At 72.9% G+C, this 16,649-nt stretch carries 19 protein-coding genes; 10 read left to right on the top strand and 9 right to left on the bottom strand.

Annotation, left to right across the window (positions count from 1 at the left end; translation table 11 throughout):
* The first annotated feature begins 126 nt into the window (after nucleotides 1-126).
* The 5 genes from AVL59_RS00740 to AVL59_RS47290 all read left to right on the top strand — a co-directional run bounded on the left by AVL59_RS00740 (nucleotide 127) and on the right by AVL59_RS47290 (nucleotide 3,652).
* Complete coding sequence (locus tag AVL59_RS00740; protein WP_067299278.1) at nucleotides 127-396, top strand: acyl carrier protein; 270 nt, start codon at nucleotides 127-129, stop codon at nucleotides 394-396.
* A complete protein-coding gene (locus tag AVL59_RS00735; RefSeq protein ID WP_208870282.1) occupies nucleotides 389-1,612 on the top strand; it encodes a beta-ketoacyl-[acyl-carrier-protein] synthase family protein in 1,224 nt (407 codons plus the stop codon). The genes AVL59_RS00740 and AVL59_RS00735 overlap by 8 nt, the downstream gene beginning before the upstream one ends.
* A complete protein-coding gene (locus tag AVL59_RS00730) occupies nucleotides 1,609-2,709 on the top strand; it encodes a beta-ketoacyl synthase N-terminal-like domain-containing protein (protein ID WP_067299276.1) in 1,101 nt (366 codons plus the stop codon). The genes AVL59_RS00735 and AVL59_RS00730 overlap by 4 nt, the downstream gene beginning before the upstream one ends.
* A 107-nt stretch (nucleotides 2,710-2,816) precedes the next feature.
* On the top strand, nucleotides 2,817-3,248 hold the full coding sequence (locus tag AVL59_RS00725; RefSeq protein WP_067299275.1) for an FAS1-like dehydratase domain-containing protein: 432 nt from the start codon (nucleotides 2,817-2,819) through the stop codon (nucleotides 3,246-3,248).
* Nucleotides 3,245-3,652 (top strand): MaoC family dehydratase, encoded by a 408-nt coding sequence (locus AVL59_RS47290; protein ID WP_208870281.1) that lies wholly within the window; start codon nucleotides 3,245-3,247, stop codon nucleotides 3,650-3,652. Before AVL59_RS00725 ends, AVL59_RS47290 begins: the two co-directional genes overlap by 4 nt.
* On the opposite strand, the gene AVL59_RS00715 is transcribed toward AVL59_RS47290, so the two are convergent.
* The 6 genes from AVL59_RS00715 to AVL59_RS00695 all read right to left on the bottom strand — a co-directional run bounded on the left by AVL59_RS00715 (nucleotide 3,555) and on the right by AVL59_RS00695 (nucleotide 8,034).
* Nucleotides 3,555-4,955 (bottom strand): MFS transporter, encoded by a 1,401-nt coding sequence (locus tag AVL59_RS00715; RefSeq protein ID WP_067299273.1) that lies wholly within the window; start codon nucleotides 4,953-4,955, stop codon nucleotides 3,555-3,557. The two genes, AVL59_RS47290 and AVL59_RS00715, sit on opposite strands and share 98 nt — an antisense overlap.
* A gap of 90 nt (nucleotides 4,956-5,045) precedes the next feature.
* Nucleotides 5,046-5,489 carry an ester cyclase gene (locus AVL59_RS00710; protein ID WP_067299272.1) on the bottom strand — a complete coding sequence of 148 codons (444 nt, stop codon included), beginning with the start codon at nucleotides 5,487-5,489 and terminating at the stop codon, nucleotides 5,046-5,048.
* Between the two features lie 31 nt (nucleotides 5,490-5,520).
* A complete protein-coding gene (gene fabG / locus AVL59_RS00705) occupies nucleotides 5,521-6,225 on the bottom strand; it encodes a 3-oxoacyl-ACP reductase FabG (RefSeq protein WP_067299271.1) in 705 nt (234 codons plus the stop codon).
* Nucleotides 6,226-6,228: 3 nt separating this feature from the next.
* Nucleotides 6,229-6,393, bottom strand: coding sequence for a hypothetical protein (locus AVL59_RS51940; RefSeq protein ID WP_159399843.1), 165 nt, complete (start codon nucleotides 6,391-6,393; stop codon nucleotides 6,229-6,231).
* 4 nt (nucleotides 6,394-6,397) lie between these two features.
* On the bottom strand, nucleotides 6,398-7,060 hold the full coding sequence (locus AVL59_RS00700) for an HAD-IA family hydrolase (protein ID WP_067299270.1): 663 nt from the start codon (nucleotides 7,058-7,060) through the stop codon (nucleotides 6,398-6,400).
* On the bottom strand, nucleotides 7,057-8,034 hold the full coding sequence (locus AVL59_RS00695; RefSeq protein ID WP_067299269.1) for an AfsA-related hotdog domain-containing protein: 978 nt from the start codon (nucleotides 8,032-8,034) through the stop codon (nucleotides 7,057-7,059). The genes AVL59_RS00700 and AVL59_RS00695 overlap by 4 nt, the downstream gene beginning before the upstream one ends.
* A 219-nt stretch (nucleotides 8,035-8,253) precedes the next feature.
* On the opposite strand from AVL59_RS00695, the gene AVL59_RS00690 reads away from it, so the two are divergent.
* Entirely contained in the window at nucleotides 8,254-8,898 is a 645-nt protein-coding gene (locus AVL59_RS00690; RefSeq protein ID WP_067299268.1) for a MerR family transcriptional regulator, read from the top strand.
* Nucleotides 8,899-8,936: 38 nt separating this feature from the next.
* Here AVL59_RS00690 and AVL59_RS00685 read toward each other — a convergent pair whose 3' ends face one another.
* Nucleotides 8,937-9,569: a class I SAM-dependent methyltransferase gene (locus AVL59_RS00685; protein WP_067299267.1), complete on the bottom strand. Its 633-nt coding sequence runs from the start codon at nucleotides 9,567-9,569 to the stop codon at nucleotides 8,937-8,939.
* 209 nt (nucleotides 9,570-9,778) lie between these two features.
* Between AVL59_RS00685 and AVL59_RS00680 the strand changes: the two genes are divergently transcribed.
* The 4 genes from AVL59_RS00680 to AVL59_RS00665 all read left to right on the top strand — a co-directional run bounded on the left by AVL59_RS00680 (nucleotide 9,779) and on the right by AVL59_RS00665 (nucleotide 14,998).
* Nucleotides 9,779-10,414 (top strand): DedA family protein, encoded by a 636-nt coding sequence (locus AVL59_RS00680; RefSeq protein ID WP_067299266.1) that lies wholly within the window; start codon nucleotides 9,779-9,781, stop codon nucleotides 10,412-10,414.
* Nucleotides 10,415-10,533: 119 nt separating this feature from the next.
* Nucleotides 10,534-12,726, top strand: a complete 2,193-nt coding sequence (locus AVL59_RS00675) for an MMPL family transporter (protein WP_067299265.1) — start codon at nucleotides 10,534-10,536, stop codon at nucleotides 12,724-12,726.
* 197 nt (nucleotides 12,727-12,923) lie between these two features.
* Complete coding sequence (locus tag AVL59_RS51935) at nucleotides 12,924-13,757, top strand: hypothetical protein (RefSeq protein WP_159399842.1); 834 nt, start codon at nucleotides 12,924-12,926, stop codon at nucleotides 13,755-13,757.
* Nucleotides 13,754-14,998, top strand: coding sequence for a lactonase family protein (locus AVL59_RS00665; protein ID WP_079146459.1), 1,245 nt, complete (start codon nucleotides 13,754-13,756; stop codon nucleotides 14,996-14,998). The genes AVL59_RS51935 and AVL59_RS00665 overlap by 4 nt, the downstream gene beginning before the upstream one ends.
* 84 nt (nucleotides 14,999-15,082) lie before the next feature.
* Here AVL59_RS00665 and AVL59_RS00660 read toward each other — a convergent pair whose 3' ends face one another.
* Together AVL59_RS00660 and AVL59_RS00655 are read right to left on the bottom strand one after the other, a co-directional pair.
* Nucleotides 15,083-15,814: a 4'-phosphopantetheinyl transferase family protein gene (locus AVL59_RS00660; protein WP_067299263.1), complete on the bottom strand. Its 732-nt coding sequence runs from the start codon at nucleotides 15,812-15,814 to the stop codon at nucleotides 15,083-15,085.
* A complete protein-coding gene (locus tag AVL59_RS00655; protein WP_079146458.1) occupies nucleotides 15,811-16,638 on the bottom strand; it encodes an AfsR/SARP family transcriptional regulator in 828 nt (275 codons plus the stop codon). The genes AVL59_RS00660 and AVL59_RS00655 overlap by 4 nt, the downstream gene beginning before the upstream one ends.
* Nucleotides 16,639-16,649 lie beyond the last annotated feature (11 nt).

Genomic DNA, 16,649 nt, shown 5'->3' with positions numbered 1-16,649 from the left:
ACGCGATCGAGCCCGAATAAAAGCGCAAAGGAAATCCAGTTCTGCCACTTTCGGGGCATTGTTCGGGCAACTCCCCACTGTTTACGTTCCTTTCCGTCCGTCCCGCCGACGAGAAGAGGGAACACCATGACCCAGCAGTCCGTGGCCGTCGACTACCACGCTCAGGTCAGCCAGATCGTGAACGAGGAACTGGAGCTGGAGGACGGCGAGCTCACCGACAACGGGCATTTCATCGACGACTACGACAGCGACTCGCTCTCGCTCATCACCGTCGTCTCCCGAATCGAGAAGGAGCTCGGCGTCTCCATTCCGAAGACCGAGCTCGCGGAACTCCTGAATCTGCGTCTGCTGGTGGACGCGGTCGTTCAGCACGCCCAGGAGCGCGCCGATGGCTGATCCGGGAATGCGCCGCGTCGTCATCACGGGTCTCGGCGCGGTGTCGCCCGTCGGTATCGGTGCCGATGTGTTCGCCGCGGCGATCCGGGCGGGCGAGGTGGGCACCACGCCGATCGAGAGCTTCGACGCGAGCGCCTTTCCCCGGCGCAAGGCCGGGCAGGTGCTCGACTTCGAACCGTCCGACCACCTCAAGCGGCTCGATCCGGCCCGCTGGGGCCGCAGCGGTCTGCTGGCCGCCGCGGCCGCCCGGCTGGCCGTCGCCGACGCCGGTATCGGCGAGGGCGAGCTGGACGCGGCCCGGGCCGGCGCGATCATGGGCACCACCAGCGGCGAGTCCGCGGTCGTCCAGGACCTCGCCGCGCAGTGGGTGGCGGGCGGCCTCGACACGATCGACGGGGAACTGGCCGGGCAGACCCCGGCCTCCCGGATCGCGAGCGCCGTCAGCACCGAACTGCGGCTCACCGGCGAGACGCAGACCATCCCGACCGCCTGCTCCGCCTCCAACTACGCGCTCGGCTACGCCTTCGACCTGGTCCGCAGCGGCGAGGCCGAGGTGATGCTGGCGGGCGGCGCGGACGCGGTGAACCGGCTGACCCACGCCGGGTTCTACGCACTCGGCGCCATGGCCGAGGACGTGCCGCGGCCGTTCGCGGCCGACCGCTCCGGCATCGTCACCGGCGAGGGCGGCGCCGTCCTGGTGCTGGAGACGTACGAGCACGCGACGACCCGGGGGGCGCGCATCTACGCGGAGATCCTCGGGTACGCCGCCAACTGCGACGCCTCCCACATGGTGCACCCGGACGCCACGAGCATCGCCGCGTGCATCCGGGCCGCGCACGAGGCGGCCGGGGTCGAGCCGTCGCAGATCGACTACATCTGCGCCCACGGCACCGGCACACCCACCAACGACGCCACCGAAGTCGCCGCCGCCCGCGCGGTGTTCGGCGAGCGGATCCCGCCGATCAGCTCCATCAAGTCGATGCTGGGCCACACCATGGGCGCCGCCTCCGGCTTCGGCGCCATCGCCTGCTGCAAGGCGCTGGAGCAGGACTTCCTGCCGCCCACGGCGAACGTCACCGACGCCGACCCGGAGCTGGGCGAAGGGGTCGACTGCGTGCCCGGCAGCGGGCGGGCGGCCCGGCTCGGCATCGTGCAGAACCACGGGTTCGCGTTCGGCGGCAACAACGTCATCACCATTCTGGGGAGGGTGTCGTGACCGCCACCACCGCGGCCGTGGCCGAGCCGCTGTACGTGACCGCGGCCGGAGTCGTCTCCTCGGCCGGACTCGGCCTCGCCCCGCTCGCCGACGCCCTGCTCGGCCGCGGCGGGCCCGAGGACGGGCCGGTCGGCGAGGACGCCGGGGCCTATCCGCCGCGCCCGGTGCGCGCGGTGCGGGACCTGGACGTCAGGGAGCACCTGGGCCGCAAGGGCACCAAGTACCTGGACCGGCTCACCTCGTTCGGCCTGATCTCCACCAAGGAGGTCCTCGCCGGCGCCCAGGACGGCGGGTCCGAGGGGGGTCGTACGGGGGTGGTGCTGGCCACCAACACCGGTTCGGTCTCCACGCACAGCACGCTGTTGTACGACACGCTCACGCTGGACAAGCCCTACCTGGTGAACCCGGGGCGGTTCCCGAACACGGTGATGAACAGCACCGCGGGCCAGATCGCCATCCGCAACGGGCTGCGCGGGCTCAACGCCACGGTCGCCGGCGGCCAGACCGCGTCCCTGCTGGCCTTCCGGCACGCCCGGCTCGCGCTCGCCCTGGGCCGCGCCGAGCGCCTGCTGGTCGGCGGGGTGGAGGAGCTGAGCGCTCCGGCGGCCTGGGCCTGGCACCGCACCGGCGTCCTGCGCGACGGCGCGGCGCTGGGGGAGGGCGCCGCGGTGTTCACGGTGCAGCGGGAGCGGCCCGGGCGGGAGGCGCTCGCCGAACTCCTGGCGTGCGAGACCCGGTTCTCGCCGGACCCGCGGGAGTACGCCGACGGGCTGGCCGACGCCATCGGGCGGGCCCTAGGGCGCAGTGGAGTCCGTCCGGACGAGGTGGACGTCGTTTCCCTCGGCGCCGTCCACCAGCGCGGTCTGGAGCGGATCGAGGAGCGCGGGGTGCGGACCGCGCTGGGCGGCGGGCTGCCGGGCCCGGTACGGGTCGCCGACGTGCTCGGCGAGACGTACAGCGCGAGCGGTGCGATGCAGCTCGCCGCCCTCCTCGCCCTGTGGCGGACGAAGCCGCCCGCCACCCCGGTGACCGCGCTGGTCACCTCCGTCAGCTGGGACGGCAACGCCGCCGCCCTGGTGGTCCGCGGCCCCCGCTGACGCCCCCGCCGACGACAGCGGCGCCCGCTCGATCCGGCGGGCGCCGCTGTCGTCGTCCACACAGCCGACTTCCTGGCCGAGGCCAGGACCTGAGACAGGGAGGTCCCATGCCCGGCGCCTTCGACACGTCCCGCGCGGGACGCATCTATCCGCCGAGCGAGCCCTACGAGGTGGGCCGCGAGAAGATCCGGGAGTTCAGCGCGGCGGTGGGGGGTGTACCGGGCGACGGGCTCGTCGCGCCGCCCACCTTCCCGATCGTGCTGGCCATGCGCGCCGAGCGGCAGGTCGCCGACGATCCGGACCTCGGCTTCGACTTCTCCCGGGTGCTCCACCGCGACCAGCGTTTCGAGGCGGTGCGCGCGCTGCGGGCCGGCGACCGGCTGTCGGTGTCGGTGGAGGTGCTGTCCGCCGAGACGATCGACGGCAACGACGTGCTGACCCTGCGCGGACAGGTGTGCGAGGCGGACACCGGCGCGCTGGTGTGCACGACGACCTCCACCCTCGTCTCCCGCGCCACGACCCCCGAGGAGAACCGTTGATCCGCCCCGGCGACGAGCTGCCCACCCGTACCTTCCGCATCACCCGTGAGGACCTGGTGCGCTACGCCGCCGCCTCCGGTGACCACAACCCCATCCACTGGTCCGACTCGCGCGCCTCGGCGGTCGGCCTGCCCGGCGTGATCGCGCACGGCATGCTCAGCATGGGGCTCGCGGCGACCGCGCTGACCGAATGGGCGGGGCCGGGCGCCGCCGTCGTCGAGTACGGCACCCGGTTCTCCCGCCCGGTGATCGTCCCGGACACCGCCGACGGCGTGGAGATCGCCGTCGACGGCACCGCGGGCGAGGTCAGGGAAGACGGCTCGGTGCGGGTGGAGCTGACCGTGCGCTGTGCCGGCCGGAAGGTGCTGGCCCGGACCCGGGCCGTGCTGTCCCCCGCCCCATAGCGAAACCCGCGAACGCGCCCGCGAAGACCACGGCGGCCCCCGTCAGCACCGCGCTGCGGAGGCCGCCGTGCACGTATACGGCGGTGAGCACGGCGATGCCGAGCGCGCCGCCGAACTCGCGGATCGTGTTGTTCACGCCGGAGGCGAGATTGTGCTCCGGCTCGGCGACCGAGCCGATCACCGTCGAGGGGTTGGCGGCGAACACCAGGCCCATGCCGGTGCCGGCGACCACCATGGCCGCCGCCATCGCGCCGTAGGAGACCCCGGGCCGTGCGGTCAGCGCCAGCCAGACGAGAGCGCCGGACTGCAGGAGGCAGCCGGCGGCCTGCAGGATCCCTCCGCCGATCCGGTCGACCAGAGCGCTGGCCACGGGCACGGCCACCATGGGCGCCGCCGTCCACGGCAGGGTGCGCAGCCCCGCCTCGAAGGGGGAGTAGCCCATCGTGGTCTGCAGGAACTGGGCCAGGAAGAAGATCGACCCGAACACCCCGAAGTACATGGCGAGGGCGAGCACATTGCTCAGCATGAACGGCCGCACCCGGTAGAGATGGGGCGGAACCAGCGGGTCGGGGGTGCGCCGCTGCCAGGCCCCGAAGCCCGCCAGCAGGGCGGCCGAGACGGCGAGACCGCCGCCGAGGGCCGCGAGCCCGCCCTCCGCGAACCGCACGATGCCCCAGACCGCGGCGACCACGGCCGCCGTCACCAGGACGGTGCCGGGCACGTCCAGCCGCCGCCGCTCCCCCGTGGACTCGCCGATCGCCCACAGCGCGAGCGGCACCGCCACCAGGCCGACGGGCACATTGATCCAGAAGATCCAGTGCCAGTCCAGACCCTCGGTGACCAGCCCGCCGACCAGTGGTCCCGCCGCGATGCCGAGCCCGTTGACCCCGCCCCACACACCGACCGCCAGCGCCCGGCGTTCGGCACCCGCGGCGGCGACCGCGAGGGTGAGGGAGACCGGCAGGATCGCCGCTCCGCCGACGCCCTGCACCGCCCGCGCGGCGATCAGCACGCCCGGGGAGCCCGCGAGCGCGCACGCCGCCGAGGCCACCGTGAACAGGGCTGTGCCGCCCACGAACACCCGGCGCCGCCCGATCCGGTCACCGAGCGCGGCGCCCGCGAGCAGCAGTCCGGCGAACGCCAGGATGTACCCGCTCATCACCCACTGCAGCCCCGCCGGACCGGTGTCGAGGTCCCGGGCGATCACCGCCAGCGCGTTGGTGACCACCAGATTGTCCACCGCCACCATGAACATGGGCAGCGAGGTCGCGACCAGCGCCCACGCCACCGCCTTGCCTTTCATGCCTGTTCCTCCTGATCCGGGGATGTGTCCGGGGGTGCGCCAAGGCCGCCGGACCCGAGGGGGCGGGTCCGGCGGCCTGCGCGAGGGGAGTTACGCCTGGGTGCCGGTCGGCGGCAGCTTCAGTTCGACGGCGCCGATCTGGGCCAGCAGGAACAGGTCCTGGCGGCAGGCCCAGTGCTCGTGGACCAGACCGTCGTCACCGACGCGGTAGATGTGGATGTGCTCCACGTCGACCTTGTTGCCGGTGCCCTCGAAGCCGAGGAAGTCGCCGGTGTGGATGCCGGTGAAGCGCACCCGGATCACGGCCTTGTCGCCGTCGGCGAACGAGAAGATGTGATCCCAGCTGGCCTCGGAGAAGACCGAGTTCATCCAGCGGGCGGTGCCGAGGTAGCCGTCGGGGCCGCCGGGGGTGCCGGGCGGGGCCTCGTAGTCGACGAAGTCGGGGGCGACCAGCTCGTGGGCGACCTTCTCGTCCAGGTCGTTGAAGATCTTGCCCATCTGCTGGGCGATCTCCAGCACCTTCTGGTTGGCCATAGGTGTCCTTTCGTGGCAGGGGTCGGGGCGGTCAGTGGCCCACGCCGAGGCCGCCGGTGACCGGGATGACGCCGGAGGTGACGTAGGAGGCGTCGTCGCTCGCGAGGAAGCGGATGACACCCGCGACCTCCTCGGGCCGGCCGGCCCTGAACAGCGAGGTCTGGCTCAGCAGGTGGTCGCGCCGGGCGTCGGTGACGTCCTTGACCATGTCGGTCTCGATGAGGCCGGGCGTGACCACGTTGACGGTGATGTTGCGCCGGCCGACCTCCAGCGCGAGCGAACGGCCGAAGCCGATCAGACCGGCCTTGGAGGCCGCGTAGTTGGTCTGGCCCGGCGCTCCGGCCAGCGCGCCGACCGAGGAGACCAGCACGACCCGGCCCCAGCGGGCCTTGATCATGTCCGGTACGACCTCCTTGACCACGCCCACCGCGGAGAGCAGGTTCGTCTCCACGACGGCGCGGAAGTCCGTGTCCTCCATCGCGACCAGCAGCTGGTCCCGGGTGATGCCGGCGTTGGACACCAGCACCTCGATCGGGCCGTGCTGGATGCGGACCTGCTCCACGGCCCGGCGCACGGACTCGGGATCGGTCACGTCGCACCGCACGCCGAACAGCCCCTCGGGCGGCTCGCCGGTGCGGTGGGTGACGGCGACCTTGTCGCCCTGTGCGGCGAAGGCGCGGGCGGTGGCGAGGCCGATGCCGCGGTTCCCGCCGGTGATGAGTACGGTGCGGCTCATCGCTCAACTCCCCTGTGTTTCTGCGCCGTTGGTCAGCACATCCGGGTGCTGGGCCGCAGCGGTGGTGTAGGTGAGGCCGATCGCCCGCCTCCCGGCGGGCCCGGCACCGGCGCACTCGACGGCCGCACTGCCGCGGCCCCCGCGCCTGATCGGTACGGTCCCGGTCACCGGATCAACTCCTTCGTCCGTCGGCGACGCTGAGCAGCGCGTCGAGGCGCTCGGCCGCCACGGTGGTGTCGGTGAAGTGGATCGCCTGCCAGCCGGCGGCCTCGGCGCCCGCGCAGTTGTGCGCGAGGTCGTCGACGAGGACGCAGTCGGCGGGATCGGCGCCCGCCCGTTCGGCGGCGAGCGCGAACATGCCGGGTGAGGGCTTGCGCCGGCCGGCCTCGAACGACAGCAGGACGTCGTCGAAGAGCTCGTCCGCGTCGACCATGCGGCGCCAGTGCGCGTCCCAGGTCGGCACCATGTTGGACAGCATTCCGACGAAGGCGCCGGCGGCGCGGGCCCCCCGCAGCACGCTGACCCAGGCGTGGTTGGTCTCCCGGCCGTCGAACCAGGTGTCCGCGAGCGTGGTCAGGCGCTTGCCGGTGATGCCGTGGTCGGCGGCCAGCACCTCGGAGATCTGGGCGAGCCACTCCTCCTCCGACACCAGCGGGGTGTCGATGGGCTCCATGACGTCGCGGGTGCCGTAGCGGGCGGTCACCTTCTCCAGGGCCTGGCCGAGCGCCTGCGGGTCGAGGCCCTGGGCCTTGCAGAAGCTGGCCATCGTGTGGGAGATCGGCGGGGTCAGGACGCCGCCGAAGTCGGTCCAGACGGCGATGCGCCGCGTGCTCACGTTGCCTCCTTCGTGGTGACGGTGACCGTCACCCGTGCGATCTCGTTGCCGCCCTGCAGGAAGCGCACCGGCACCTCGCCGCGCGCGTTCGCGGGTGCCTCGGCGATGACGGCCTCGTCCAGTTCGGCGAAGCGGGCGAAGACCGCCTCGAAGCCGGTGGCGTAGCTGGTCAGCGGGCGGTCGGTGGACAGCAGCGCGAGCTGCCGGGCCGCCTCGACCAGCGTCATGGCCGGCAGGTGGTCGTAGACGTGGTCGAACAGCGCGCGGTTGTCGAACCAGGGCGTGACCTCGGCCGTCACGGCCTCCTCGGTGCGCTCGGCCCGGGAGAGGACGACGTTCAGCGCATTGCCGCGGCCGACCCGGGCGGGTTCGACCTGCCCGGGGTCGCCGTCGGCGGGGTGGTCGCGGAAGTCCGAGGTGAGCGGGGCCGGGGTGCCGCGCTGGGCGTGCCGGAGCACCTCGTTCTCGTGCTGGTTGAGGAAGAGCACGTCCATCTCGTGCTCGGCGACCTCACGGGCACCGTCGAAGTAGCGCTGGACCACCTTGCCGGTGCGGACCCGGCCGCGCTTGTTGATCTTCCCGGAGTAGTCGGTGTCGATCCGCACGCGGCCCGGTTCGGGGCCGATGCCCAGCCCGTCGAGCCCGTGCAGCGCGAAGCGGAACCGGTCGACGATCATCATCGTGCCCGGCGCCAGGCCCATGAACGCGTGCGAGCCGGCGATGGCGGCCTGCCGTCCCGACTCCAGCAGCAGCAGCGCGTCGTACACGGCGGGCCGCTGCACATGGTCGCTGTAGTACCCGTGGGTCAGCGGGAGTTGGACGGCGGCGCGCACCCGGCGCTCGGCCAGCTGCCGCACATCGGTCACGAAGACCTCGAAGACCGCGGCGCGGTGGACCAGGGCGCGGTCCACCGTGCGCGCGTAACTGAGCTCGGCGGGCTCCGAAGCAATCTCCGGGGCCACGTGTGTGGTCATAGCTGCTTCCTTTGGCTGGGTTCCCTCGAAGGCTGCTGACCAAGAGGAGTTGTCGGTGCCGAATGAGCCTGACAGGCAGGCATGAATGCGCGGTCGCGGCCGAATTCAAGCCCGATAAAAGCGGGGACAAACGCCGGGACGGACATTGCGGGCGGCGGTCCTGCCGGTCCTGTCGCAAGGCCTGGACCGGATACCGGGAAAGGGCAGTATCCTCATGGAATGCGTATCGGAGAGCTGGCGCGGCGCACGGGAGTTCCGGTCCCCACCATCAAGTACTACACGCGCGAGGGCCTGTTGCCGCCCGGCGAGCGCACCAGCCCCAACCAGGTGAGCTACGCCGACTCGCACGTGCGCAGGCTCAAGCTGATCCGGGCGATGCTGGAGGTCGGCGGCATGTCCGTGGCCACGGTCGGGGAGGTGCTCGCCCAGGTCGACGCCCCGAAGCGCACGGTCCACGGGATGCTCGGCATCGCCCAGTCCGCGGTCAGCCGCACCGCGGTCGAGCGCGGCACCGCCGAGGACCTCGAACGGGCCGAGCGGGACGCGGCCGTCCTGGTGGGCCGGCACGGCTGGGCCGTCAAGCCGGAGAACCCGGGCTGGGCGGCGCTGGTCCAGCTCATCGTGACCTACCGGGACCTGGACCGGGACGATCTGCTCGCGCTGCTCGACGAGTACGCCGCGGCGGCGGGCCGGCTCGCCGAGGCCGAACTGGCCACCGTGGCACGGGTCCCGACGGTGGACGGGAAGGTCGAGGGCGTCGTGCTGGGCACGGTGCTGGGCGACGCCGCGATGTCGGCCCTGCGCCGCATCGCCCAGGAGGACGCCTCCTCCCGGCTGGCCGGCCCGACGACGCACTCGGCGTAACCGCCCGAACCGTACGGCGGCACCCGCGAAGGCGGACCTCACGGGCTGCGGACGAGCGCCGGGGCCACCGGTGCCAGGTGGTGCACCCGGGCCGGGGGCAGATTGCCGAGGACCGTCTCGGTGCGGAAGCGGTGCCGTTCGAGGGTGCGCGCGACGACCGTACGGGCCGACCGGGCGCGCAGCCGGTCCTTGCCGCCGGCCAGGGCCAGGTGCAGGAGGGGCAGCCTGGCGTAGGCGAAGAAGGAGAGCGTGCCGCCCGGCCGCAGCGCGCCGAGCAGCCGGCCGAAGATGTCCTCGACGGTGGCCGCGTCGAAGTTGGCGAAGGGCACGGTGCACACGATCGTGTCGTAAGAGCCCAGTCGGTGCTCCTGCACCAGGCCCGTCAGCAGCCGCACCCGCGCGTCGTGGGCGTATCTGCGCCGCAGGAGCGCGGCGAAGCGCGAGTTGGCCTCGACCAGGTCGAGGGTGTCCAGGGGGCCCATCTCCGAGCGCAGCCGGCGGGTGACCGCGCCGGTGCCCGGTCCCACCTCCAGCAGGGTGCGCGCCCGGCCCGGACTGGGGATCACATAGCGGGTCAGGGCGCTCGCCAGCGCGGGGCTGCTGGGCGCGATGGCACCCGTCTCACGCCGGGCCCGGGCGAACTCCCGGAAGAACAGCGTCACTTCGGTCATGCCCTGCGTCCTTAGTGGTAGTGAAACTATCGATACTTTAGGTTACTGTTGGACCCAGGGTCGGGCCGCTCGACGCCAACACGACGCTAACGACCCTGTGACCTGCGGTCATTACTCACCTTTGACCCGACACATGCCTCCAAAGACACACTGCGGAGCCTGACTTGACGCCGCCTCAAGGCGGCCGACCGACCGGACTGGGGGAAGCCTTGGACCTCTCGTCGCTCCTGTCATGGGCCGACCTGACCGCGCCTTTGGCCCCCCGGCTCGGGGAGCTGGCCTGCTGGGCGTACGCGGTCCTGGCGCTCACCACGCTGCCGCCCCTGCTGCCGAACAACCTGCTGCTCATCACCAGCGGGATGCTGGCCGCACGCGGCGAGATGTCCCTCGTACTGATCCTGTTGTCGGTGGCCGGCAGCGCCGTGCTCGGCGATCTGCTGCTGCACCGCCTCGGCCGGTCGGCCGGGGACCGCCTGCGCCGTTCGGCGCTCGGCGGGCGGCGCGGCGAGTTGTTCGCATGGGCGTCGCAGCAGATGCGGCGGCGCGGTCTGCCGTTCGTCGTCGGGGTGCGCTTCCTGCCCAGCGGGCGGCTCCTCGGCGGCCTCGCCGCCGGCGCCACGGGCTGTCCCACGCGGCGGTTCCTGGCCGGTGCGGCCATCGCCGAGACGGTCTGGGCCGCCTACTCGGTGGGCGCGGGCTACTTCGGCGGCTCGGTCAGCGACGACCCCGTGGCCGCCGTGGCCCTCGGGCTCGGTCTGTCGCTGGGCGTCGCCGCCGTGGCGACCGCCGTGCAGCGGCGCGTGCCACGGCTGCCCGAGGCCGCCGATGCACCGAAAGAGGCATGACGCCCACCCGAAAGTGCACATTCCTTTGAAATTCCGGTCCCTGAAAGGCTTGTGACGAGGGGTCCGGTAGTCCATCGCCAGCCACAACGAAGCCCCAAGACCAAGCCAGGGAGACGGGAATGTTTGCCGCCATCGGAGAATTCACCGCGCGGCGCCGGAAATGGGTGGTCGTCGCCGCCGTCGTATTCACACTGTTCGCCGGGATCTGGGGAACCGGAGTATTCGGTTCGTTCACCGGTGGTGCCGGTTTCGACGACCCGTCCAGCGAATCCGTGCGCGCCGACAAGGTCCTGGACGGCCCGCTCGGGCGCGAGTCCAACGATCTGATCGTCCTGTACGAGTCGAAGCGGGGCGGCCGGACGGTCGACGACTTCGGCCCGGCCGTCCGCTCGGCCCTCGACGCCGTACCCCGCTCCGGCATCGAACGCCTCGACTCCTACTGGCACCCCGGCCGCCAGGGCCAGAACGCGTACGTCTCCAAGGACCGCCGGCAGACCTACGTCACCGTGCAGTTCACGAGCGACGACGACCAGAAGCAGGTCGAGCTGCTCAAGAAGATCGAGGACCGCTTCGCCGCCGACGGCACCGAGGTCCGCTTCGGCGGGGTGGCGGCCATGACCGAGCAGGTCAACTCCCTTACCGGGAAGGACATCGGACGGGCCGAAATGCTCTCGGTGCCGCTGCTGCTCCTGCTGCTCGTACTGATCTTCCGCAGCGCCGTCGCGGCCCTGCTGCCGCTGGCCGTCGGCACGTTCGTGGCCCTCGGCTCGTTCGTGGTGCTGCGCGTGCTGACGATGTTCACGGACATCTCCAGCACCGTCATCAACGTCATCACGATCCTCGGCCTCGGACTCGCCATCGACTACGCGCTGTTCCTGGTCAACCGGTACCGCGAGGAGCTGCGCGGGGGCGCCGGCATCGACGAGGCGGTCGTCCGGGCCACGGCCACGGCCGGGCGCACCGTGGCCTTCTCCGGTCTCGCGGTCGCGATCTCCTTCGCGGGCCTGATCCTCTTCCCGTCCCGGTTCCTGTCCTCCATGGGCTACGCGGCCGTGGCGGTCGTGTCCTTCGCGGTGATCGGCTCCCTCACCCTGCTGCCCGCCCTGCTGCGCTACACCGGCCACCGCATCGACAAGTGGCGCGTCCCGCTGCCGGGCGGCCGCCGCGAGCCGAAGCCGGAGACGCAGGGCCGCTGGTACCGCACGGCTCACGCCGTGATGCGCCGCCCGCTGCTGTCCACGCTCGTCATCGTGCTGGCCCTGGTCGGCCTCGGCGCCCCGCTGCTCGGGGTCAACTGGGCCCGGCCCGGCGAGTGGGTACTGCCGTCGAACGGCGACGCCAAGGTCGTCAGCCGGCACCTGGAGTCCGACTTCCCGGTCAACCCCGGCCGCGTCATGACCTCGGTGGTGCGCTTCGACGGTACGGCGGACAAGAGCGAAGTCGCCGCGTACGCGAAGCGGTTGGAGAAGGCCGAGGGCGTGGTGTCGGCGACGCCCACCGCATACGCCGGTCACGACGCCCGGGTGACCATCGCCTACCGCCCCGAGCCGATGTCGCGGGCCGCCGCGGACATGGTCCACGAGATCCGCGGCACCGCCGCGCCCCAGGGCGCGAAGACCCTCGTCACCGGCATGCCGGCGTCCCGGGTCGACATCGTCGGCATGATCGGCTCCCGGCTGCCGTGGATGGCGCTGTTCGTGGCCGCCGTCTCCTTCCTGGTGCTCTTCCTGGCCTTCGGGTCGCTGCTGCTGCCGCTGAAGTCGGTGGTGCTGAACCTGCTGTCGCTGCTCGCCGCGTTCGGCGCCATCAAGTGGATCTTCCAGGACGGGCATCTGTCCGGTCTGCTCGGATTCCAGCCGATCGGCGCGGTGGACGCCAACTTCCCGGTGCTCGTCGTGGCGATCGCCTTCGGACTGGCCATGGACTACGAGGTGTTCCTGCTCTCCCGGGTCCGCGAGGAGTGGGAGGTCAGCGGTGATCCGGTGGAGTCGATGGCGCTGGGCCTGCAGCGCACCGCGCGCATCATCACCAGCGCCGCGCTGCTGCTGGTCGTGGTGGTGGGCGGCTTCATGACGTCCTCCATCCTCTTCATGAAGATGATCGGCGTGGGCCTGGTCATCGCCGTGGTCGTCGACGCGACCGTCGTGCGCGGTCTGCTGGTCCCGGCGACGATGGCCCTGCTCGGCAAGCGGGCCTGGTGGGCCCCCGCACCGCTGGCCCGCTGGTGGTCCCGCTACGGCCTGCGCGAGTCGGACGGGCCGGACCTGACCTCCGCGCGCTCGTCCGCCACCCGCACAGAGGCCCTGCGGTGACCACGGCCCGGCACCCGTCCGGCGTCCCGGCACCCCGGCCCGGGACGCCGGTCCCCCCGGCCCACCCCCGAACCGCGCCGCGCCCCGCCCCCGAAAATCCCCCGACGGGAATCCGGGGCGCGGCGCACCCCCGCCAGAACGCGGAAGCGAAGCCGTCGGCGCAAGCGGCGTCGCTGGTGGAAGCGGAGTCGCGGGATGTGCCGCAAGCCGCCGGCGGTGCGGGTGCCCCGCCGGGGACGCCCGCACCCGGCGACGCAAGCCGCACGGGTGGTGCGGGTGGCAAAGGACTCGCCCGGGGCGAAGCCGAGGCGTCCGCCGTAGCCGCCTGCGTCACCGCCATACTCACCGCCCTCTTCGGCAGCTGGGGCACCTGGTCCGCCCCCCTCGGAGAAGCACTGCCCGGATTCCCGCTGCCGTGGGGGGTGACGGCAGGCCCACCCCTGCTCCTGGTCTCACTCGCCGGAGTACTCGTCGGCTGGGCCGGAGCCCCGTCCTTCGCCCGCACCTGGGCCCACACGGCCGGCGCCCTCACCGCGGCGACAGCACTGCTGGCCCTCCCGCACGCCTCCCTGGACGCCGACGGCCTGTGGGCCACGCTGTCGGAGGCCGCGCACGCCGGTCTCTTCGGCGTCCTCGCCGGCTGGGCGCCGGCCCTCGCCGCCCTCACCGTCACCCGGCGCCGGGCACCGCGCCCCACCGGCCTCGCTCCCTATGTGTGGACGACAGCCGTCGCGGCCCTCGGCCCCCTGCTCTACTTCGGCGTGAGCACGGCCCTGTCCTCCTCCGCCCGGCCGAGTCCCTGCACGGCCACCGGATGCATCACGCCCCATGCCCAGCTGCTGTTCACCGGCGAGGTCGCCCTGCGCCTGATGCTGCCCGCCTGGGCCGCCGCCATCGCCGTACTCGCCGTGGCGCGACGCACCGGCCGGATCAGGAACCTGCGCGGCGTGTGGCAGGTCCTCCTCGCCCTGTGCGTCGCGGGACTCACCGTCCTGTGCGCGCCAGGCCTGGTCTTCGGAGCCGACGTATGAACCCCGACAGAACCCAGCCCGACCCCGGCGGAACCCTGCCCGACCCCGGCGGACAAGGACCCTCGTACACCCGCCGCCGCCTCCTCACCCTCGCCGGTGCCGGCGCGGCGGCCGCGCTCGGCTGGAGCGGCACCACGGCGGCGGCCGGAGGCACACCCCGGCCGCACGCGCACCACGCCTACATCGGCGGCTTCACCATCGGCGAGTACGGCCTGCCCGGCCTGCCCGGCATCGGTGTCGCCACGGTCGACGCCGCCGGACGCCTGCGTCTGCGCGGCTGGCAACGGGACATCGCGAACCCGTCGTACCTCACGCTCTCGCCCGGCCGAGACCACCTGTACGCGGTCAGCCAGCTCCCCCACGGAGCCACCGGAGCCGTCCACGCCTACCGGATCGACGGGGACCGGCTGCACCCGCTGGGCCGCCCCCGCTCCAGCGGGGGAGCGGCGCCGGTGCACCTCGCGGTCCACCCCGAGGGCCGCTTCCTGCTCACGGTCAACTACGACTCCGGGCACATCGTCGTCCTGCCGGTCGCGGGCGACGGCGGCCTGGGCGAGGCGGTCCAGGTGATCCGCCACCGGGGCCGTGGCCCGGACCCGGTGGAACAGCGCGGTCCGCACCCGCACATGATCGCGTTCGACCCGCGGGGCACCCGGGTGCTCGTGCCCGACAAGGGCGACGACCACGTCCACGTCTACGACTTCGACACCCGCGCCGGGCGCCTCACCCCGGTCGGCGCCACCCGGCTCGGCAGCCGCGTCGGCCCCCGCCATCTCGTCTTCCACCCGCGCGGTCACCTGGCCTACGTGACCAACGAACTCGGCCACACCGTCAGCGTGCTGGCCTACGACGCCGCCACCGGCAGGCTGACCCCGGTCTCGCACGCCTCCGTGGCACCGCCGGGCATCAATCCGCGCAACGCCCCCTCCGCCGTCCATGTCACCGCGGACGGCAGGCTCCTGGTCACCGCGGACCGGGGTCTGGACACCGTCGAGTCGTTCCGCGTGTCCCCCTCGGGCCGCACGCTCACCCTGCTGGAGTCGCAGCCGGTCACCGCGAAGGCGCCCGGCACCCGCTGGCCCAGGGACGTGGCCCTGGACGGCTCGGGCCGCTACGTCTACACGGCGAACCAGGCGGGCCAGTCGGTCAGCGCGTTCCGCCTCGACCGGGCGACCGGCCGCCTCACCCCCGCCGCGGCCCCCCTGCGGGTGGCCAGCCCCAGCTGCGTACTGCTGCGCTGAACAACCGCGCTCCCCACGCGTGAGGGGGCGGACCGGCCGGTCCGCCCCCTCACCCATGAGGTGCCGCTCACCCATGAGATCCCGCTACGGCACCCATCGCACGGTCGTCACACGCGCGTCCGCGCTGCCGCAGGCCACCGACGCCGCGTACCCGTCGGGAGAGCGCACGCTGCGCACGTACCACCGCGGATCCGAACCGGGCACCCGGGCCTCGCGCCAGGTGCCGAACACCCGCCCGGTGTAGTGCGGCGGGGTGCGGGTCAGGCCGGTCCCGGCCGCCTTCACCAACGCCTCCGCGCGCGTCCACTGCTCGAATCCGTGTGTGGTGCCGCCCCCGGAGACACAGGGGATGCCGCTCCAGTCCATGTGCGGCCGTATCCGTTCGATGTCGACCCCGACCGGCGGGTGCGGGCCGTCCCCGACCGCGATCAGCGCGTACGCCCCCGAATGGGACAGGCTGGCCGCGAGGGTCCGGCCGTCGGGCGCCGAGGGCACCGGCTTGCCGTGTCCCTCCTGTCCGCATCCCGCGCAGTACCGGCGGAAGCGGACCGCCGCGGGCGCGATGTCCAGCGCCCGGCCGAGGACGGACCGGAAGGCGTGGTGGACCGCGAGATAGCGCATCCGGTCTCCGGGCCGCCGCAGCCCGGCGAGCCGGGACCGTTCCGCCTCGTCCAGGACGGCGTACGCCTCCTCGTACGGGGCCGCGGCGGCCGCCGGGGCCGTGGCGACCGTCCAGACCCGGATGCCTGGGGTAGCGGTGCCGGTGCCGTCCGCGCGCGGGGAGCCGGCCACCGCGCCGGTCGTCGGGACGCTCATACCGCTCTCTCCCCCGCCAGGATGTGGTGCTGCAGCCGGCGCAGGTCCTCGGACGGTTCCAGTCCCAGTTCCTCGGCCAGGACGCTGCGCACGTGGTGGAAGGCGCGCAACGCATCGCTGCGCCGGCCGCTGCGGTGCAGGGCGTCGATGAGCCGGGCGTGCAGCCATTCGTTGAGCGGGTCCACGGCGACGAGCCGGATCAGCTCGGGGACGACCTCACGGTGCTGCCCGAGCCCCATGGCCGCCTCGATGCGCAGCTCCTGGGCCCGCAGCCGGAGTTCCTCGATGCGGGCGGTGTGCCCGGTGAGCACCCTGCCCTGGGCCACGTTGGCCAGCGGGCGCCCGCGCCACATGCCGAGCGCCGCGTCCAGCGCCTCCAGCGCGCTCTCCCGGCGCCCGGCCCGCAGCCCGGCCCGCGCGTTGCCGCACAGCGCGGTGAACTCCTCGATGTCCAGCCGGCCCGCCGGCACGTCCAGGAGGTATCCGGAGCCCTCGGTGACCACCGTGTCGCGCGCGACGGGGCCCAGTTCCCGCTCCAGTTCCTGGCGCAGGTGGTAGACGTGCGTGCGGACGGTGCTCACGGCCGTCGCCGGCGGCGCCCCGTCCCACAGTTCCTCCACGAGCGTGGCCACGTCCACGATCTCGCGAGGATGCACCGCCAGCAGGGCGAGCACCTTGCGCACCTGCGGTCCGCGCGGCCGGTAGGCCGCGCCGCCGACGGCGACCTCCAGCGGCCCCAGGATCCGCACGCCCGGGGCGCCGTCTCGCGCACCCGCCGTCCTGCCGTCCGGCCCGAGGTGCCCCTGGCTCGGAATCATCGTCATTCCCCCGTCTT

Source organism: Streptomyces griseochromogenes (assembly GCF_001542625.1).
Taxonomy (GTDB): Bacteria; Actinomycetota; Actinomycetes; order Streptomycetales; family Streptomycetaceae; genus Streptomyces; species Streptomyces griseochromogenes.
The sequence above is the reverse complement of the archived record's forward strand: the minus strand, read 5'-3'. Positions and strand labels throughout refer to the sequence as shown.